This is a genomic window from Ruegeria arenilitoris, from assembly GCF_013031355.1.
In the GTDB taxonomy this organism is placed as follows: domain Bacteria; phylum Pseudomonadota; class Alphaproteobacteria; order Rhodobacterales; family Rhodobacteraceae; genus Ruegeria; species Ruegeria arenilitoris_C.
Genome location: NZ_WPZO01000012.1, coordinates 42,652 through 61,760 on the forward strand (window position 1 = coordinate 42,652; position 19,109 = coordinate 61,760).

Here is a 19,109-nt window from a genome sequence, read left to right on the forward strand (position 1 = left end):
GTCGCATCCCCGTGCTAGGCCGGAATTATGACTCGCATCCCCACCAAGCAAGAGGTCCTCGACTGGATCTCGGCGAACCCCACCCTGACCTCGAAACGCGATATCGCCAAGGCCTTTGGCATTAAGGGCGCTGACCGGATTGATCTGAAGCGTATCCTCAAGGAACTTGAGGCCGAAGGGCATCTGGAAAAGCGCAAGCGCAGCTATGGCGACCCGGATCGTCTGCCGCCGGTCAGCGTGTTGCAAGTGAAGGCACCGAACGCCGATGGCGATCTGTTCGCACGCCCGCTGGAATGGCATGGCGAGGGGGTCGAGCCTATCGTTCTGATCATCACCCGCGCCAGCGATCCGGCGTTGGGCGAGGGCGATCGCATCTTGGCTCGCCTGACCGTGGTGCATGAGGAAGACCACAACTACGAAGCCCGCCTGATCCGCCGCATCGGGACCAACCCGCGAAAGATCGTCGGCATCTTTCGCAAAGGGGCCGAGGGCGGACGGATCGTGCCCATCGACAAGACCGGCCAGACTGAATGGCTGGTCCATGACGGCGCGGTTCTGGGTGCCAAAGATGGCGAGTTGGTCGAGGCCGAACAGGCCGGGCCCAAGAACCGCATGGGCCTGCCCCGAGCCCGCATCGTGGAACGGTTGGGCGACCCATCGGCGCCTAAGGCCGTGTCCCTGATCGCGATTCACCAACACGGTATCCCTGACGATTTCCCCGACAAGGTGATTGCGGAGGCTGACAAAGCTAAACCGGTTGGCCTGAGCGGGCGCGAAGATCTGCGCGACATGCCGCTGCTGACCATCGACCCCTCGGATGCGCGGGACCATGACGATGCCTGTTATGCCCATGCGGATGATGATCCGAAAAACCCTGGCGGCCATGTGATCTGGGTCGCTATCGCCGATGTCGCCGCCTATGTGCAGCCCGGCACCGCGCTGGATCGTGAGGCGCGCAAGCGCGGCAATTCCAGCTATTTCCCGGATCGCGTTGTGCCGATGCTGCCGGATCGTCTGTCGGGTGACCTGTGCTCGCTGCACGAAGGCGTCCCGCGTGCCTGTATTGCCGTGCGGATGCAGATCGACGCCGAGGGCAACAAGATCGGCCACCGTTTTGTGCGCGGTCTGATGCGCTCTGCCGCCTCGCTGCATTACGCCGAGGTTCAGGAGGCCATCGATGGCAACCCGAACGACCGCACCGGGCCGTTGTTGGAGCCGGTCCTGAAACCGCTCTACGCCGCTTACGCCGCGCTAAAAAAAGCGCGGGCTGTGCGGCAGCCGCTGGAACTGGACCTGCCGGAACGCAAGATTGTCCTCAGCGAAAAGGGCGAGGTCGAGAGCGTGGCTTTCCGCGAGCGTCTGGACGCTCACAAACTGATCGAGGAATTCATGATCCTCGCCAATGTGGCCGCTGCCGAGACGCTGATCGCCAAACGCCGCCCACTGTTGTTCCGCGTGCACGAAGAACCCGCGCCCGAGAAGCTGGAAAGCTTGCGGGAAACGGCGCAAGCGGCAGGTCTGAACCTCGCCAAGGGGCAGGTGCTGCAAACCCGTCACCTGAACGCGCTGCTGAATGCGGCTGCCGGGACTGAAGATGCCGAGCTGATCAACCTCACCACTCTGCGGTCGATGGCTCAGGCTTATTACAACCCCGAGAACTTTGGCCATTTCGGGCTGGCGCTGCGGAACTATGCGCATTTCACCTCGCCCATCCGCCGCTATGCCGACCTGATTGTGCACCGGGCGCTGATCTCTGCCCACGGTTGGGGCAAGGACGGTTTGACCGAAGATGAAATTATGCGCCTGGACGAAACTGCGACGCACATCTCGGACACCGAACGCCGCTCGATGATGGCCGAACGCGACACCACTGATCGCTATCTGGCGGCCTTTCTCAGCGAACGGGTGGGCAATGAGTTCTCGGGACGGATCAGCGGCATTGCTCGGTTCGGGGCTTTCGTGAAGATGGACGAAACCGGCGCGGATGGGCTGGTGCCCGTGCGCTCGCTGGGACGCGAGTTCTTCCACTTCGATCGTGAGGCGGGAACGTTGATGGGTTCGGACACCGGGCTAATCATTGCCATCGGCCAGCGCGTCACTGTGCGTCTGACTGAGGCCACGCCCGTGACAGGCGGTCTGGAACTGGAATTGCTGTCTATCGACGATCAGGCTCTGCCGCGCGGTCGTGGCCCGAAAGGGCGGCCGACGCGACGCAAGGCGGTCAGCACTAAGCGCAAGAAAGACAAGATCAAACGCAAGATCGAACGCAAACGCCGTCAGAGGTGATACGTCAACGCCCGTGCAATCAGCCAGCCGTGGCGCGTCGGGTCGATCTGATCCGGGTTGTCAAACAGGATAGCCCGGTTGCCGTCCAGCCGATCCTCACCCGGAAAGGCCGAGGTGAAATCGCCCATCAAGCGGCTTTGGCAATGCACGAATAAAGCAAAAGACGCGGCCTTATGCGACCCAAGCCGGACCGTCGACCCCTTTGGGGCTATATAGGCCGGTTGACCCCAACGCAGCGCCTCTTGCAGAGGTTGCGCATGGGGTAACGAAGCGGCGGTGTCAAAGATCAGCTCGCGTAGGATCAGCGCACCGTCACGGGTGTCCTTTGGCAGTGCATCATAGGCCGCGGCCACTTTGGGGTCGTCAAACGGTGTCATCTCAGCAGCTTATCCGGTTTCACCGAGCACGTCAGAAGTTTCAGTTTGAGCACTTTGTGAATTTCGCATTTTGCGCTATTCTGACACCGAGCAGTAATCAGGAATTTCGGAATGCGTAAATGCACAAGTGGCGTCGTTGCCGCTGCATTATGGGCATCCATTGTGCAGGCGGAATCCCTTAACACGGCGGATGGGTCTCAGACCTTTCAGCTGGCCTCGGCCGATTTAACCGTGTCATTGCGACCGGTCCTGCGGCCTTCAGCCATGGAGTATCGGGTGTCGACCGAAGGAAACGCGCGGTTTCAGGCGTGGCTGGGGGCGTTTCGGGATCGGGCGCGTGAACAGGGCCTTTCCGCAGCTACGCTGGATCGAGCGCTGGCCGGTCTGACCTATGACAAAAAGATCATCGAACGCGACCGCAATCAGGCTGAATTCTCGAAACCGATCTGGGAGTATCTGGATTCCGCCGTCTCGGATGCGCGCGTCTCCAATGGCCGGGCAGGGCTGGAGCGTCACCACGCAACCCTGACCCAGATCGAGGCGCAATATGGCGTTGAGAAGGAGGTTGTCACCGCGATCTGGGGTCTTGAGACCGCGTTCGGCACGTTTCGGGGCAGTGATCACACCATCCGGTCACTGGCGACGCTGGCCTTTGATGCGCGGCGGGCGCAGTTCTTTGAAGCCCAGCTGATCGCCGCATTGCAGATCGTTCAGGCTGGAGATGTCAGCCCCGGCCACATGGTCGGCAGCTGGGCGGGTGCGATGGGACATACGCAGTTCATGCCGACCTCGTACCTGGATCACGCGGTGGATTTCGACGGTGACGGGCGGCGGGATATCTGGTCAGATGACCCCACGGACGCGCTGGCGTCGGCCGCTGCGTATCTGGCGCGGCACGGTTGGACCAAGGGGCAACCCTGGGGGGTTGAGGTGCGCCTGCCCGAAGGGTTCGACTATGCCACCGCCAAACGGGATTACACGCTGCTGCCGTCGGACTGGGCCGCGCGCGGTGTGGTCGGGCGTGACGGCAACCCGGTCCAGGATCATGGGCAAGCCGCCATCCTTTTGCCCGCCGGAGGGCAGGGCGTGGCGCTGATGATTTTCGACAATTTCCGCGTGATCGAGACATATAACGGCGCCGACGCCTATGTCATCGGTATCGGCCACCTGTCCGACCGTCTGGCCGGGCGCGCGCCGTTTCAGGCCGACTGGCCCCGCAGCGACCGGGTGCTGAGTTTCACCGAAAAAAAGGAACTGCAAACCCGCCTGACCAAGGCCGGGTTTGACACCCAAGGCATCGACGGACGCACCGGACCAGCCACGACCGAAGCCGTGCGGGCGTACCAATTGGCGCAGGGCTTGCTGCCGGATGGTTATGCCAGTTTGAAGCTGTTGGAACAGTTGCGGTGACTTGGCAGCGTCTGCCTTGAGATGCGCTTCTATCTATCGGTTGGGAATTTTGCACCGTAGGCAAATAGGCCCATGCTTGTCCCTTTGCCCCACACAAGGATCGTCTCGCCGGGCTTTATGGTGGTGGCGAGCTCCTCAGACTGATTGCAAATCCTGTCCCAAGGTGACGGTACGCCTTCCAGTTCAATAGAGAATGGGCAATGGCCGTCAGGTCCCGAACCGCCATACCAGTCTGAGGTGTAAGGTAATTCGATTTCCTGCCTCGCGAATGCGGAAACTATCATAGGGAAGCCATATGTGACCGCTCCTGCACCCATTTGGAGGACTAACAAAGCTGGAAACATACTAAAGGAAAACCACTGCCAAAAGACATCCCATCTGGCGGACGAAGAGCGTTGTTTCTTCCACAACCTAAAACACACGGCACTGATAAAGCAAAGCACAGCAACGCTCAAAGCGATGTCAAAAGGGCGAGCCGTGATCAGCCAATCAGGAGACGGAAAATACTGTACTGAAAAGAAAGATAAGATGATGTGTGGAACGGTAAGCACTAGATAAACTAGCAGTACAACTCTGACCCACCGTGCAACGATTGGTTTCTTTTCTTTTGTCAGTATTTTCTCGGGCATTGAAACTGAAAACTCTTAAACCGAATGCTGCCGAGCTATGATTGAAATTTATCAGTTGTAAAGATGTTATTCTGTTTTGAGTTGAAAAAGGGCGGTTGTTGAATCAACCACCCCTTACATCCTTCCTGTCCAAACCGCTGGCTTAGGACGCCGCTTTCATCAGCCCCTGCGCGATGATCTCGGCCTGCGCTTCGTCCAGAGACTTGTGGATGCGCACGAACATTTCGTCGATATCCGCAGGGGTCAGGACCAGCGGCGGAGAGATGATCATCCGGTCGCCCACATGGCGCATGATCAGGTTGTTGGCAAAGCAGCGGTCACGGCAGATATAGCCGACCGTGCCGGGCTCGGAGGCGAACTTGGCGCGGCTGGCCTTGTCCGGGGTCAGCGCGATCGAGGCCATCATGCCGACGATCTTGGCCTCACCCACCAGCGGGTGATCGGCCAGCGCCTCCCATTTCTGTTTTAGGTAGGGCGCGGCCACGTCGCGGACGTGCTCGACGATCTTTTCCTCTTCGAGGATGCGCAGGTTCTCGAGCGCCACGGCAGCGGCGACCGGGTGGCCGGAATAGGTGTAGCCGTGGTTGAACTCGGTACCGCCGATAACCTCGGCGATCTCGTCATTGACGATGGACCCACCGATCGGCGCATAGCCCGAGCTGAGGCCCTTGGCGATGGTCATGATATGCGGCTTGATCCCAACGGTTTCAGATCCGAACCAGTTGCCGGTACGGCCAAAACCGCAGATCACCTCATCCGCGATCAGCAGGATGTCGTACTTGTCGCAGATGCGCTGGATTTCAGGCCAGTAAGTATCGGGTGCCACGATCACACCGCCCGCGCCCTGCACAGGTTCGGCGATGAAGGCCGCGACGCGGTCTTCGCCCAGTTCCAGAATGGCCTCTTCCAGCTCACGCGCGCGGGCTAGACCGAAATCCTCGGGCGTCATGTCGCCGCCCTCGGCCCACCAGTTCGGTTGGTTGATGTGGTGGATGTTCGGGATCGGAATGCCGCCCTGCGCGTGCATCCCGGCCATGCCACCCAGCGAGGCTGAGCCCACGGAGGACCCGTGATAGGCGTTATGGCGACTGATGATGATGTTCTTGTCGGGCTGGCCTTTTTCGGCCCAATAGGTGCGCACCAGACGGATGTTGGTGTCGTTCGCCTCGGACCCGCCTGCGGCGAAGAAGACATGGTTCAGATCGCCCGGTGCCAGTTCGGCCAATTTCTTGGCCAGCGCGATGGCGGGCACGTGGGTCGTCTTGAAGAACGTGTTGTAATAAGGCAGCTCGCGCATCTGGCGGGCAGCGACCTCGGCCAGTTCATCGCGGCCATAGCCGATATTGACGCACCACAGACCGGCCATGGCGTCCAGAATCTCTTCGCCCTCGCTGTCGGTCAGGTAGACGCCTTTGGCACGGGTGATGACGCGCGCGCCCTCTTTGCCAAGCGAACCGTTGGCCGAAAACGGGTGCATGTGGTGGGCGGCATCCAGTGCCTGCAATTCAGCGGTGGGCATGTGATTGGTGATGGTGGACATCCGGAAATCTCCTGAAAGAGCAGTTGGCGTTCACAATATGATCAAATTTTTTTCTGTCAATCGAATCGCATGAAACTAGTCGTGCCTTAGGGCGTCGGCCATCAGTTCCATCCCCTGTTTGATGTCCTTTGCAGTGGCTTTTGCGACCTCGTCGGCGTCTTTGACGCGCAAAGCGACAAGTATATCCTTGTGCCAATCCGGCAGGCTCTGCGTGCCGAATCGGCCGCAAACCACCCGCAGCGATGGCCCGAATCTGAGCCAAAGCCGCTCGGTCAGATCGCTGAGAATCGGTGCATTCGCGTGGGAATAGAGCGCCTCGTGAAAGCTGTGGTTCAGGCGCAGATAGCCACTGACGTCACCATCGGCGATGGTACGGTCCAGCTGTTGGTCAAGGCGTTCAAGGCGGTCGATATCTACGCTGCTCATATTCGCAGTCGCGCGTTTGGAAAGCTCTGTTTCTATTGATAATCTTGCAAAGATCATTTGCTCAACATCACCTGCCGACAACAACGGGACACTGACCCTGCGGTTGCCCTGAAACACCAGTGCGCCATCCGAGATCAGACGCCGGATCGCTTCGCGTACCGGGGTCATTCCAACCCCAAGAGATTCGGTCAGACCCTGTATCGTGACGGGCTGTCCCGGTACCAATTCGCCGAACATGATCTGCGCTTTCAGGGTCTGGTACACCTGTTCATGCGCAGGCCGTTTTTCACTCTCTGCCTTGGTTCCCGATGCCTTATTTTTGATCAAATCCAATTGGTTTGCCCTGATTCCGATGATGTTTACTTGTCAGGTTTCTGACCTCGTGAAACCATACGCTGGATCGAGGGAAAACGCAAAACTTGATCAAATCCAAAAAAACGGGAAAATACCCGTACACTTGCAGGGAGAAAAAAATGTCAATCAAAACGCTGACGATGACCGCAGTCATCGCTTTGGGGACTTCGGCGGCCTTCGCCGAAGAGGTACGTGTCTACAACTGGTCGGACTATATCGACGAGGAGCTTCTGAAGAAATTCGAGGAAGAAACCGGCCTGACGCTGATCTACGACGTGTTCGACAGCAACGAGGTTCTGGAAACCAAGATGCTGGCCGGGGGATCGGGTTATGACGTTGTGGTGCCATCGGGCACTTTCCTTCAGCGTCAGATACAGGCTGGCGCGTTTCAGGAGTTGGACTCAGCCAAACTGTCTAACGCTGGCAATTTGTGGGACGTCATTCAGGATCGCACTTCCGGGTATGACCCGAACAACGCCTATTCGATCAACTACATGTGGGGAACCACAGGTCTTGGCCTCAATGTCGACAAGGTCAAGGAAGCGCTGGGTGAAGACGTTGCCCTGAACAGCATGGACCTTGTTCTGAAACCGGAAAACATGGAAAAGCTCGCCTCGTGCGGGGTGCATTTCCTTGACGCGCCAGCCGAGATCATTCCGATGGTTCTACAATACATCGGCGAAGACCCGGACAGCCACGACACCGACGTGATTGGTAAGGCCGAAGAAATCCTCGCTGGTGTCCGTCCGCATGTTCAGAAGTTCCACAGTTCGGAATACATCAATGCGCTAGCAAACGGTGACATCTGTGTGGCTGTTGGCTGGTCGGGAGACGTTCTGCAAGCTCGGGACCGCGCAGCCGAGGCGGAAAACGGTGTGAACATCGAATACCATCCCTTCGCCGAAGGTTCGCTGATGTGGTTCGACCAGATGGCCATCCCGGCAGATGCTCCGAACCCGGATGGCGCGCACCAGTTTCTGAACTTCATTCTGGACGCCAACAACATGGCGGCAGCCTCGAACTATGTGTACTACGCCAACGGTAACAAGGCCTCGCAAGAGTTCCTTGAGGAAGACGTGATCGGTGATCCTGCGATCTATCCGGATGATGCCACAATGCAAAATCTGTACATCACGACGCCCTACCCGTCGAAAACACAGCGCGTCGTGACGCGTATGTGGACCAAGATCAAATCGGGCACCTGATCCGAAGTATCTGAGCAAGGCGGCCTGACCGCCTTGCTGTTCCAATCAGACTGTCTAACGGGGGCCGTTTTGAACACTACCGTCTTTGCGCCGTGGGAAGACTCACAGGCGAAACCATTGATCCAATTCCAGAATGTGACCAAACGTTTTGGCGGGTTCACGGCCATCGACAATCTGTCTTTGGATATCTTCGAAAAGGAGTTCTTCGCTCTGTTGGGTCCGTCCGGCTGTGGCAAGACCACCATGATGCGAATGCTGGCCGGGTTCGAAAAACCGACCGAAGGGCATATCATGCTGGGCGGTCAGGACATCGACCCGATCCCGCCGAACAAGCGGGCGGTGAACATGATGTTCCAATCCTACGCGCTGTTTCCGCATCTCAGCATCTGGGACAACATCGCCTTCGGTCTGCGCAGGGACAACATGCCCAAGCATGATCTTCAGGACCGAGTCGAGGAAATGCTGCGCTTGACCCGGTTGGAACAATTCGCCCGCCGCAAGCCGCACCAAATTTCGGGCGGGCAACGTCAGCGGGTGGCGCTGGCGCGGTCTCTGGCCAAGGCACCCAAACTGTTGCTGCTGGACGAACCTTTGGGCGCGCTGGACAAGAAACTGCGGCAGGACACGCAGTTTGAACTGATGGACATTCAGGAAAAGACCGGCACCACCTTTGTCATTGTGACCCACGATCAGGAAGAGGCCATGACGGTCGCCAGCCGCGTCGCCGTGATGGATCAGGGCAAGCTGATGCAGGTGGCGACGCCGGACCGCATATATGAGAACCCGAACTCAGTTTATGTCGCGGATTTCATTGGTGACGTGAACATCATCGAAGGCCGCGCGTCGGCCAATGGCGAAGATACCTATCAGATCGACTGGGCCGAGGGGCAATCGCCCCTGACGGCGACCTCGGCGAACGATTTTTCGAACGGGCAGGCCTGCCATATTGCGATCCGGCCCGAGAAAGTGACGATTTCGGCCGACCGTCCGTCAGATGCGATCAACGCGGTGCAGGGCAAGGTGCATGACATCGCCTATCTGGGCAACCTGTCTACCTATCACGTCGAGTTGCCGAATGGTACGATCATCAAGGCGCAGACGGCCAATACCCGCCGCATCTCGCGCCGATCCTTCACCTGGGAAGACCCGGTCTGGCTGTCCTGGACAGCAACGGCTGCGGTTCTGCTGGCAACCTGATGCGCCGCGCTTTTCTGATCGCCGTTCCCTATGTCTGGCTGCTGGCGCTGTTTCTGGTGCCGTTTTTCATTGTTCTGAAAATCTCTCTGTCAGATACCGAACTGGCCATCCCGCCTTATACGCCGACGCTGGACCTGTCGCAGGGATGGGCTGGGGTCAAAGAGTTCTTCAGCCAGTTGGATTTCGAAAACTTCGTCTGGCTGACCGAGGATGACCTGTACTGGAAGGCTTACCTCTCCAGCGTCAAGATCGCTGTGATTTCCACGTTCCTGACGCTGCTGGTGGGTTATCCCATCGCCTATGGCATGGCCCGCGCACCTGCGGAATGGCGGCCGACGTTGATGATGCTGGTGATCCTGCCGTTCTGGACCTCGTTCCTGATCCGGGTCTACGCGTGGATGGGTATCCTGTCGAACGAGGGCTATCTGAACCAGTTCCTACTTTGGACGGGCATCATCTCGACCCCGTTGGTCATTTTGAACACCAATACGGCGGTCTATATCGGCATCGTGTATACTTATCTGCCCTTCATGATCCTGCCGATCTATTCGTCGCTCGAGCGTATGGACGGGTCCCTGATCGAAGCCGCCGAAGACCTTGGCTGTTCACGCTTGCAGGCCTTCTGGCTGGTGACCGTCCCGCTGTCGCGCCCCGGCATCATCGCGGGGTGTTTCCTTGTGATGATCCCGGTGATTGGTGAGTTCGTGATCCCGTCGTTGCTGGGCGGCTCGGGCACGCTGATGATCGGCAAGGTGCTGTGGGAGGAGTTCTTCTCGAACCGCGATTGGCCGGTGGCCAGTGCTGTGGCGGTAGTGCTGTTGCTGATCCTTGTGATCCCGATTGTGCTGTTCCAGCGCAACCAGCAGAAACAGGCGGAGGCAGAACAATGAACAGGCTAAGCTGGTTCAATACCGTATCACTGACGCTGGGGTTCGCCTTCCTTTATATTCCGATGATCATCCTGATCATCTTCAGCTTCAACGAAAGTAAACTGGTGACGGTCTGGGCCGGTTTCTCAACCAAATGGTATGGTGAGCTTTTCCAGAACGAGCAAATTCTGGACGCTGCGTGGGTGACTTTGCGCGTTGCGGTGTTCTCGTCGACGATCGCAACAATTCTGGGCACCGCCGCTGCCTATGTGTTGGTGCGTGGGGGGCGTTTCTTTGGCCGCACGCTGTTTTCCGGCATGATCTATGCGCCATTGGTTATGCCTGAGGTGATTACAGGCCTGTCGCTTTTGCTGCTGTTCATCGGTATCGGGCTGGATCGTGGTATCCTGACCATTGTGCTGGCGCACACGACGTTCTCAATGTGCTTTGTGTCCGTTGTTGTCTCGTCGCGACTTGTAACGTTCGATCAGTCACTGGAAGAAGCGGCACTTGATCTGGGTTGCTCTCCGGCGCAAGCGTTTCGTTTGGTGACCCTACCGATCATCGCTCCGGCGGTAATCTCGGGATGGCTGCTGGCTTTCACGCTCTCACTGGACGATCTTGTGATCGCGTCCTTTACCTCGGGACCGTCAGCGACAACCTTGCCGATGAGGATTTTCTCGGCGGTGCGGTTGGGCGTCAGCCCCGAGATCAATGCTCTGTCCACAATCATGATCGCAGTTGTCACCTTGGGCGTGATCGCCGCCTCTCTGGCAACAAAACGTGCGATGGTGCGGCAAAAGCAGGATGAAATGGCCGCGGCGCGCACCGAATGAAACGGCTGTTTCCCGACTACACCTATGGGTCCGGCCCTCGGACCAACTGTTGGTGGGATGAAACGATTGCCAGCCCGAACTGGCCTGTGCTTCAGGGCGGCCTGAACACCGATGTAGCCGTCATCGGGGGCGGTTTCACGGGCCTGTCGGCGGCGCTGCATCTGGCTGCGGCCGGCGTGTCGGTCGCTGTGCTCGAGGCCGAGACACCGGGCTGGGGCGCATCCGGGCGCAATGGTGGGTTCTGTTGTCTGGGTGGATCAAAGCTGAGCCATGACGCGATGGCCCGCCAGTTCGGAGAAGTCGCGGCAAACAGCTATGCCCAAGCTGAAGAAGACGCGGTTCACCTTGTCGCCGACCTGCTTGAGACCCATCGTATCGACGCGGACGTTCATTCGCAGGGTGAAACCCAGCTGGCCCACACTCCGCGCGCAATGGACAAATTGCGGCGGCAGGCTGAGGCCTCGGGCACACTTCATGAACCCGGTGATCTGCCGGGGCTTGGCTTTGGAGAGGGGTTTCACGGCGGCTATACCAACCCGGTTGGATTTGCCCTGAATCCCAGAAAATACCTGTTCGGACTGGCGCAGGCGGCCCAGTCCCAAGGCGCGGATCTGTTCCAGCAAAGCAGCGCGCAATCCATCCGTAAAACGCAATCCGGCTTCGAAGTTCAAACCGGCTCAGGCCGGATCAGGGCGCAAAACGTACTGATCTGCACCAACGGGTATTCCAGCGAGGATATCCCGCCTTGGATGGCTGATCGCTATATGCCCGCCCAATCTACGGTTCTGGTGACCCGCCCCTTGTCCGAGGTTGAACTGCAGGCGCAGGGTTGGACTACGAATCAGATGGCCTATGACACGCGAAATCTGCTGCATTACTTCCGCCTGATGCCCGACCGGCGGTTTCTGTTCGGAATGCGCGGAGGATTAATATCTTCGTCACAGGCCGAGGCCGCCATACGGCGCAAGGTCGTCAAGGATTTCAGGCAGATGTTCCCGGGCTGGGCAAGTGTTGACGTGACCCATATGTGGTCGGGCATGGTTTGCCTCTCGCGGGGCCTTACGCCATTTGCCGGGCCTGTGGCGGACCAGCCGGGGATGTTCGTCGGGTTTGCTTATCACGGAAACGGCGTGGCGATGGGCACCTATTGCGGGCGCGCGCTGGCCCGGATGGTTCTGGGGCAGGACCCCGAACTTCCCGACCCGATTGCACGTGCGCCGCAGCGGTTTCCGCTCGGGCGCTGGCGCCGTGTGCTGATGCCACCAGCCTATGCGGTGATGGCGCTTGCGGATTGGTGACGATCAGAGCGTCGCCAACTCCAGTTCCAATCCTTCAGCGTAATCGCCCGCGCCGTTTTCGGCGCGCCACAGGCAATAGGCCGCCATGCGCCACGCGTACCAGCGGCGTAGTACCTGATACCGTTCCAGCGTATCCGTGTGGCCATAGGCGGACAGGAACTCACGCTCTTCTTCCTGCGTCAGAGCCGCGCCCCGGTAAAGGTGTTGCATCGCTGGGGACAGGAACAAGGCCAGGTCCTCACACGGATCACCCTGCGCCGGGCATTGCCAGTCAATGAGGGTCAAGCCCGACGGCGCAGCCAGAATATTCCCGGCCACCGGATCACCGTGAATCAGACAGGTGTTGGCGGTCGGCGGCACTTGTTCGTCTGGCTTCAATTGTTCCAGCCTATGCCGTTTTCTGGAAACGCATCCATCAAGAATACTCTGCCCGTGTCGGGCCAAATCCGCGCTGCCATTGCACCCTTTGGGCGCTTGTACGGGCAGGTTGAGTGTATGCAGCTTGCGCAGCAGCGCCCCTACTTTAGCCGCCCCCTCGCGCCAGGGAGAGCCCGGCGCGTGGTCGTAGAACACCCATCGGCCATGTTCATGCTCACCGGCTGCGCGCAGGCGGGGGGCAAAACCGGTGGGCTCCAAGGCGGTTAGGCACTGGGCCTCCAACTCGGCATCGTTGCGGAACAGCGGATTGCGCAGACCTGCGCGGTACAGTTTCAGCACCTTGCCGCCGTTTTCTTCCAGCACCTTCCAGACCTGATTGGTGCGCCCGCCATACAAGGTCTGAAATTGCGCGTCACCCGCAATCAAACCCTGATCGCGCAGGTCATCAACAAGATCCAACGGAGGGGTAATCGGGTCAGACAGAGGGGTCACCAGTACAAAAGCGAGTCGCAGGTTGCACAGGTTTGGCCTGTCGCGCCCTGCAGATCAAGCTCCGGCGCGAACGGCTGTGACCATTCCCACCGGCACAACCTGACCGCTTTCCAGCGTCAGCAAGACCGAGTCCTCTCCTACCTGCGCCTCAACCACCTGATTGTAGGCCGCGACGGGTTGGGCCGAGAGTATTTCATCCCCTTCATAGCTTTCCAGGGTTGCCGTATAGCTGCCCGCTGGTAACGGGCTGCCGTCACTCGCAGTTCCGGCCCAGACAAAGTCGGTCTGCGTTACCGGGACTGAAATCCGCTCGACTTCGGTGCCGTTGCTGTCACGGATGACCATGACCGCACCGTCGGCCGCCGCTGCAGCCTGCGCGGACAGGGTCACAGGTTCACCGTCAAAGTGAAACGCTGCCGTGGTCTTAACGTCCGTGCCGATCCAATTGGCCAACTCCTCCAGCTTGACGCCGCCCAGCGACAGCACCAGCTCGGACAACGCCTCGTTGGTCTGTACCTGCTGTTCGACCATCGAAAACTGCGCCAGTTGTGAGGCGTATTCACTGGAATCCATCGGCTCCAGCGGGTCCTGATTCTGCGCCTGCGTGGTCATCAGCAACAGGAACGTGTCGAAATCGGATGCCACAGACGCAGCTTGTGAACTGGACGCCGCCTGTGCGGACGTGCTTGCCTGAGTTGTCGATTGTGTTGGGGTGATCATGGTCAAAGCCTTATATCGATTCGCCCGTCAGGGGCGATGTTTGGGCGTGCCGGGCCAGCCTCGGCGACGGGCTCGGGTTGAGGGGTTAGGAATTCGTTGCTCTCAGCACCCTCAGATTCGTCGTGCTGCGCATCGGCGGATGTGCCCAGATCAAAGGACAGATTGCCCAGACCGAAATTCTGGAACTCGGCCTCAAGAACCGAGAGGTGACGTCGCATCATGTCCAATGTTTCGGGGCGTTCTGCGCTGATCGTCAGATGCAAGCCATCGTCGCGGCCATTCAGAACGATCGAAACGCGCCCCAGTTCTTCGGGATTCAGCGCAACCTCGATGGCGCCGGAATGCGGCCGCACATTGATGGCTGTTGCCATCTGAGACGCGATGGCTCTGGCTGTTTCTGCGCGGGCGGAGGCTGTCATTGCCTGAATCGCGGGTACCGAGTCGCGCGCGGCTGACTGAGTCGGAGCCTCTCTGGCGGCCTGTATGTCCTCGACCTCGGGAACCGGCTGTGTTTCCGCCTGAAATTGGGCTTTCTCGGTCGCCAGAAGCTGCATCTGCACAAGAGTCGGCGCGCGATCAAGTGATGCGGGATGGTTCGGCCTCGGTTCAGCCACTGATGCAGCTTGCGCCATGCCCCGGTCCGGTTCGGTGAAGACCGACAGAACCGGTATCTCTTTCGGGCGCGGATCCGTAACGAACGGGCCCATCGGCAGGTTCTGTGGCTTTAGGGCGTTTTCAGTCGGTCGCCTCGGTTGGTCACTTCCGGAAACCAAAGCCTGAAAGACCGGAGGAACCAAACGCTGTGCTGTGCTTTCGGCGGTTCGCAGGAGTTCAGCCTGTGGAAGATCCGGTTGCTTGTCGCCGGTCGATCCAGCGTCAGCCTGGGCGACCGGAGGCGTTACAGACTGGCCTTTTGGTGGTGATTCCAAAGCCGGGTTTGGAATCGCTTCGGCGGCAACAGGGCGGATTTCAACAGGCGGCTGGTCACCCGGTGCAACAGAAATGTCTACTGGCTCAACCTCATTCGCGATAGCTTCCAGCTCTGACGCCGCATCTGGGTCCTGAACCAGAAGATCAGCCGCCTCAGCATCATCGGATTGCGGGCTGGTGTCCTGATCCATGACCGTCTCAAAGGACATACTGCCCTTGGATTCGCGTGCCTCACGCGGGGGCGCATCGGGTTTCGCGGCGGCGGTAGGTGAGGACATCACCGCTGAAAGAGGGTTGGGCATTTTGCTCCGGCTCCTTTTGTGTACCCGGAAATCTGCCCGCAGGAAGTTACATTTATTTTAACCGCTTTCGACTTTGATCGAGAAAGTTCGATGCAAATTTCGGAGAAAGCAATGAAGGTTTCTGCGACTCTTCCCGCTGCACATCCACCGACGACACCCCAGAAACTACAGGCCGCCGCCGTCGAGTTGGAGGCGGCGTTTCTGGCTGAAATGCTCAAGGCGTCCGGATTGGGTGAGGCGCGCCATTCCTTTGGCGGCGGAGCGGGGGAAGATCAGTTTTCCTCTTTCCTTGTGCAGCATCAGGCGCGCGTGCTGGCCGAATCCGGTGGCGTCGGTCTGTCCGAAATCCTGTTCCAGTCCATGATGGAGAAAACCAATGCCGACCAAAGCTGACACCGACCTGATCCAATCCTTGGAAGAAGTGCTGGACCTTGAGCGTACCGCGCTTGTCGATGGTGATCTGGACCGGCTGAATCACATGGCGCCGGAAAAGGAGAAGCTGATCGGCGCGATCAACGAGCTTCAGGTCTTTGACAGTGCCGAGTTGATTCGCGTGCAACAAAAGGTCGAGCGCAATCAGGCCTTGCTGAACAGCGCGGCCGAAGGGATTCGCGCTGTGGCCAGCCGTATGGCCGAGCTGCGCCGCGTGCGTCAGGAGTTCAGCACCTATGGCGCTGACGGCCAGCGCAACGGATACACCGTACGCCACCATGCAAAACTGGAAAAACGGGCATAGCGGCGGGTTTGATTCAAATCCGAATTTTCTGGCTTGGGCGCTTTAGCACTCCGTTAGGGGATCAGGGGCAAAGGTGGTCGGGCACCTGAAACAGCAGGTGGCGCGAACAGCCCGACGGCGGATCGCAGTGATCAGAAAGACGTCAAAGCCCGCATGTGGTGCGGGGTAAGCATGGGCGTAAAGGGCCCGAACGGAAAAGGAAGAAAGCTATGTCCAGCATTCTGACCAACAACGGCGCAATGGTTGCGCTGCAAACTCTGAAATCGGTCAACAAGAACCTGGCACAGACCCAGAACGCGATCTCGACAGGTAAGGACGTTGCAACCGCCAAGGACAACTCGGCCGTCTGGGCGATCTCCAAAGTCATGGAATCCGACGTAAAGGGCTTCAACGCGATCAAGGACAGCCTGGCGCTGGGTGAATCGACCGTTGCTGTGGCCCGCAACGCCTCGGAGACCGTGACCGACCTTCTGACCCAGATGAAGGGCAAGATCGTCGCCGCGCAGGAAGACAACGTGGATCGTGGCAAGATCAACGACGACGTGACCGCTCTGCGTGATCAGATCGCCGCGGTTGTGGGCGCAGCTCAGTTCAACGGCCTCAATCTGGTTAATGGTTCGACCGGGTCCGCCTCGATCCTGTCCTCACTCGACCGAGACAACACCGGCAATGTCACGGCGTCGTCCATCGCTGTTGCCGGTCAGGATTTGTCGGTTGGTGGCTATACCGCCAATGACATTTTCTCGGGCAGTTCGGCGGGTGCATCGGCGAACGGCGATACCGTTGCAATCGCGCTGGATAATGGCGGCGGAAACGAACAGATCGAGATCGCAGAGAACGGTGCAGCGTTTGCTGCCGGTGACAGCGTCAGCCTTACTGTTGGTGACGAAACTGTATCGTATACGGTGACGGCAGACGATGCAGCGGCAACAACCACGGCTGATATCGTTGCGGTTGCGCTCAAGGCCAAGGTTGACGAGTTGGGTGTCGCAGGTCTGACCGTCGACTATGACAGCGGTACACCTGGAACGCTGAACTTCACCAATGGCGGCACTAACGACCTGACGGTCAGTGGTCAGTTCGCCAACGCCGGCTCGGGTGGTCTGGGTGCATTGTCTTCGATTGATGTTTCCACTGGCGCTGGTGCAAACGCCGCGTTGGCAACTGTTGAAACGCTGATCGATACAGCCATCGACGCCTCGGCCGCGTTCGGCTCGGCCCAAGGCCGGATCGAAACCCAGCAGGAGTTCATCTCGAACCTGGCTGACTCGTTCAAATCCGGCATCGGTTCGCTGGTTGACGCCGACATGGAAGAGACCTCGGCCCGTCTGCAGGCCCTGCAGGTTCAGCAGCAGCTGGCTACCCAGTCGCTGTCGATCGCCAACCAGGCGCCGCAGTCGATCCTGTCTCTGTTCCGCTAAATTTCGGAACTTGACCGGGGCGTGGTAACGCGCCCCGGCCCTGATCGTCAAAAGACGGATTATTGGAAGGATTTCAAGTGACACCGCACACTCTTGCACAGCGAGCCTATGCGCAGACCGCCGCCCCCACGCGTACACCGCGCGACACCGAGTACGAGGCGATTTCAAAGATCACGCATCGGCTCAAGGCTGCCGCTGCCCGGCAAAAATCGGATTTTGGCGGGTTCGTTCAGGCGCTGCACGAAAATCGCCGTCTTTGGACCGTTTTGGCCAGCGGTGTCACGGATTCGGACAACGCCTTGCCCAACGAGCTGCGGGCCCGGATTTTCTATCTGGCCGAGTTCACCGAACAGCACAGCAGCCAGGTTCTGGGCAATAAGGCGACTGTGGAACCTCTGCTTGAGATCAACATGGCCGTACTGCGCGGCCTACGACAAAAGGGGGCCACCTGATGGGCGGGTTGGTTCTGAAACTGGCGCCGAAAGAGAGGGTGCTGATCAACGGTGTGGTTGTTGAAAACGGGGATCGCCGCAGTCGGTTCTCGATCATGACACCTGATGCCAACGTCCTGCGCTTGCGGGACGCCATCCACCCGGATGAGGTGAACACTCCGGTGCGACGGGTCTGCTATGCCGCCCAGCTTGTACTGTCCGGCGATATGGAACCCGATCGGGCCCGTCAGCAGCTGCTGCGCCGGGTCGAGGAACTGAGCCAGGTCTTCACCGACTCGGACAGTCGTCGCGTGCTGTCCGAGGCCACCGAGGCCTTGCTGGCCGAGCAGTACTACAAATGTCTGAAATCTCTGCGCGCGTTGTTGCCGCGCGAAGAACGGTTGATGGCGTATCAGCAATGACGTTCCAGCCTGTCATCCCTACGGGCGGTCTGGTTGGCTGGCGGTTTCTGCAGCGCACCTATGACGCACAGCTCGACAGCTTTTCGTCCTCATCCGTCAATGAGAGGGAGCGGCAGTATTTTCTAGAGAATATCGGCAAGGTGGAAGCGGCCGAGGATTTGGTGTCGGACCGCCGCTTGTTGCAGGTCGCTCTGGGCGCTTTCGGTTTGGAGGACGATATCAATAATCGCTACTTCATCCAGAAGGTGCTTTCCGATGGCACCAGTGCCGACGATGCGCTGTCAAACCGGCTGTCGGACGGCAGGTATCGGGAGTTTTCCGAAGCCTTCGGTCTGGGGCCGGGGGAAATACGCAGAACCGGGCTGGCGAGCTTTATGGAAGATATTGCACGCGACAACGACGTGTCCCGGTTTGAGATCGAGGTGGGCGATTCCGACGAAACCATGCGGATTGCGCTGTATGCGCAGCACGCTCTGGTCGATCTGGCCGGGCAAAGCGGAAGTGCGGACACCAAGTGGTTCGATCTGATGAGCTTGCCACCGCTGCGCAGCATGATGGAGACAGCGCTTGGCCTGCCGTCCAGTTTTGCCCAATTGGATATCGACCGGCAGCTTGAGGTGTTCAAAGACAGGCTGTCGGGTGTGACCGGGTCGGATGATCTGTCGCAGTTTACCGATGAGGCAGCTGTGGCTCAGCTGACCGACCGGTACCTTGCCCGCAGCCAGATTGCTCAGTTGCAGAGCACGATTTCTCCCGCTCAAACCGCGTTGATCCTGCTGGGGGCGTGACGGCAAAAAAGGGTCCGGCACCTAACCCGGCCGGTCTTCGTCCGGTCGCAATGCCCGCCCAA

General features: G+C 59.1%; 20 protein-coding genes. 13 read left to right on the forward strand and 7 right to left on the reverse strand.

Annotation, left to right across the window (positions count from 1 at the left end; genetic code table 11):
* Positions 1-27 precede the first annotated feature (27 nt).
* Positions 28-2,286, forward strand: coding sequence for a ribonuclease R (gene rnr, locus GOX63_RS20240; protein WP_170546983.1), 2,259 nt, complete (start codon positions 28-30; stop codon positions 2,284-2,286).
* On the opposite strand, the gene GOX63_RS20245 is transcribed toward rnr, so the two are convergent.
* A complete protein-coding gene (locus GOX63_RS20245; protein ID WP_170328060.1) occupies positions 2,277-2,663 on the reverse strand; it encodes a DUF1801 domain-containing protein in 387 nt (128 codons plus the stop codon). The two genes, rnr and GOX63_RS20245, sit on opposite strands and share 10 nt — an antisense overlap.
* Before the next feature lie 111 nt (positions 2,664-2,774).
* On the opposite strand from GOX63_RS20245, the gene GOX63_RS20250 reads away from it, so the two are divergent.
* A complete protein-coding gene (locus tag GOX63_RS20250; RefSeq protein WP_170546987.1) occupies positions 2,775-4,073 on the forward strand; it encodes a lytic murein transglycosylase in 1,299 nt (432 codons plus the stop codon).
* A gap of 29 nt (positions 4,074-4,102) precedes the next feature.
* Here the strand turns inward: GOX63_RS20250 and GOX63_RS20255 are convergent, their stop codons facing one another.
* The 3 genes from GOX63_RS20255 to GOX63_RS20265 all read right to left on the reverse strand — a co-directional run bounded on the left by GOX63_RS20255 (position 4,103) and on the right by GOX63_RS20265 (position 7,001).
* Positions 4,103-4,702: a hypothetical protein gene (locus GOX63_RS20255; RefSeq protein WP_170328062.1), complete on the reverse strand. Its 600-nt coding sequence runs from the start codon at positions 4,700-4,702 to the stop codon at positions 4,103-4,105.
* A gap of 142 nt (positions 4,703-4,844) precedes the next feature.
* Positions 4,845-6,242 carry an aspartate aminotransferase family protein gene (locus tag GOX63_RS20260; RefSeq protein ID WP_170328063.1) on the reverse strand — a complete coding sequence of 466 codons (1,398 nt, stop codon included), beginning with the start codon at positions 6,240-6,242 and terminating at the stop codon, positions 4,845-4,847.
* Between the two features lie 75 nt (positions 6,243-6,317).
* The gene (locus GOX63_RS20265) at positions 6,318-7,001 is read right to left on the reverse strand and encodes a GntR family transcriptional regulator (RefSeq protein ID WP_170328064.1); all 684 of its coding nucleotides are present in this window, start codon (positions 6,999-7,001) and stop codon (positions 6,318-6,320) included.
* 140 nt (positions 7,002-7,141) lie between these two features.
* Here GOX63_RS20265 and GOX63_RS20270 point away from each other — a divergent pair, with 140 nt between their 5' ends.
* From GOX63_RS20270 to GOX63_RS20290, 5 genes are all read left to right on the forward strand, one after another.
* Positions 7,142-8,227, forward strand: a complete 1,086-nt coding sequence (locus GOX63_RS20270; protein WP_170328065.1) for a polyamine ABC transporter substrate-binding protein — start codon at positions 7,142-7,144, stop codon at positions 8,225-8,227.
* Between the two features lie 69 nt (positions 8,228-8,296).
* Positions 8,297-9,424 carry an ABC transporter ATP-binding protein gene (locus GOX63_RS20275; RefSeq protein ID WP_170328066.1) on the forward strand — a complete coding sequence of 376 codons (1,128 nt, stop codon included), beginning with the start codon at positions 8,297-8,299 and terminating at the stop codon, positions 9,422-9,424.
* Positions 9,424-10,314 carry an ABC transporter permease subunit gene (locus GOX63_RS20280; RefSeq protein ID WP_170328067.1) on the forward strand — a complete coding sequence of 297 codons (891 nt, stop codon included), beginning with the start codon at positions 9,424-9,426 and terminating at the stop codon, positions 10,312-10,314. The genes GOX63_RS20275 and GOX63_RS20280 overlap by 1 nt, the downstream gene beginning before the upstream one ends.
* Positions 10,311-11,129, forward strand: a complete 819-nt coding sequence (locus tag GOX63_RS20285; protein ID WP_170328068.1) for an ABC transporter permease — start codon at positions 10,311-10,313, stop codon at positions 11,127-11,129. The genes GOX63_RS20280 and GOX63_RS20285 overlap by 4 nt, the downstream gene beginning before the upstream one ends.
* The gene (locus tag GOX63_RS20290; protein ID WP_170546990.1) at positions 11,126-12,427 is read left to right on the forward strand and encodes an NAD(P)/FAD-dependent oxidoreductase; all 1,302 of its coding nucleotides are present in this window, start codon (positions 11,126-11,128) and stop codon (positions 12,425-12,427) included. The genes GOX63_RS20285 and GOX63_RS20290 overlap by 4 nt, the downstream gene beginning before the upstream one ends.
* 3 nt (positions 12,428-12,430) lie before the next feature.
* Here GOX63_RS20290 and GOX63_RS20295 read toward each other — a convergent pair whose 3' ends face one another.
* Genes GOX63_RS20295 through GOX63_RS20305 form a run of 3 tightly spaced genes read right to left on the reverse strand, consistent with a single transcriptional unit; the run spans position 12,431 to position 15,249 of the window.
* Positions 12,431-13,297, reverse strand: a complete 867-nt coding sequence (locus GOX63_RS20295; RefSeq protein WP_367647222.1) for a phosphotransferase — start codon at positions 13,295-13,297, stop codon at positions 12,431-12,433.
* Between the two features lie 54 nt (positions 13,298-13,351).
* Entirely contained in the window at positions 13,352-14,017 is a 666-nt protein-coding gene (locus GOX63_RS20300; RefSeq protein ID WP_170546993.1) for a flagellar hook capping FlgD N-terminal domain-containing protein, read from the reverse strand.
* Between the two features lie 2 nt (positions 14,018-14,019).
* Positions 14,020-15,249 carry a flagellar hook-length control protein FliK gene (locus GOX63_RS20305; protein ID WP_170546996.1) on the reverse strand — a complete coding sequence of 410 codons (1,230 nt, stop codon included), beginning with the start codon at positions 15,247-15,249 and terminating at the stop codon, positions 14,020-14,022.
* Positions 15,250-15,360: 111 nt separating this feature from the next.
* Here GOX63_RS20305 and GOX63_RS20310 point away from each other — a divergent pair, with 111 nt between their 5' ends.
* From GOX63_RS20310 to GOX63_RS20335, 6 genes are all read left to right on the forward strand, one after another.
* Positions 15,361-15,642 (forward strand): rod-binding protein, encoded by a 282-nt coding sequence (locus GOX63_RS20310; protein WP_170546999.1) that lies wholly within the window; start codon positions 15,361-15,363, stop codon positions 15,640-15,642.
* Positions 15,626-15,985 (forward strand): flagellar biosynthesis protein FlgN, encoded by a 360-nt coding sequence (locus tag GOX63_RS20315; RefSeq protein ID WP_170547002.1) that lies wholly within the window; start codon positions 15,626-15,628, stop codon positions 15,983-15,985. Before GOX63_RS20310 ends, GOX63_RS20315 begins: the two co-directional genes overlap by 17 nt.
* A gap of 209 nt (positions 15,986-16,194) precedes the next feature.
* Positions 16,195-17,406: a flagellin gene (locus tag GOX63_RS20320; RefSeq protein ID WP_170328074.1), complete on the forward strand. Its 1,212-nt coding sequence runs from the start codon at positions 16,195-16,197 to the stop codon at positions 17,404-17,406.
* Between the two features lie 77 nt (positions 17,407-17,483).
* The gene (gene flaF / locus GOX63_RS20325) at positions 17,484-17,858 is read left to right on the forward strand and encodes a flagellar biosynthesis regulator FlaF (protein WP_170328075.1); all 375 of its coding nucleotides are present in this window, start codon (positions 17,484-17,486) and stop codon (positions 17,856-17,858) included.
* Positions 17,858-18,259: a flagellar biosynthesis repressor FlbT gene (gene flbT / locus GOX63_RS20330; RefSeq protein WP_170328076.1), complete on the forward strand. Its 402-nt coding sequence runs from the start codon at positions 17,858-17,860 to the stop codon at positions 18,257-18,259. The genes flaF and flbT overlap by 1 nt, the downstream gene beginning before the upstream one ends.
* Positions 18,256-19,047 carry a DUF1217 domain-containing protein gene (locus GOX63_RS20335; protein WP_170328150.1) on the forward strand — a complete coding sequence of 264 codons (792 nt, stop codon included), beginning with the start codon at positions 18,256-18,258 and terminating at the stop codon, positions 19,045-19,047. The genes flbT and GOX63_RS20335 overlap by 4 nt, the downstream gene beginning before the upstream one ends.
* The last annotated feature ends 62 nt before the right edge of the window (positions 19,048-19,109 follow it).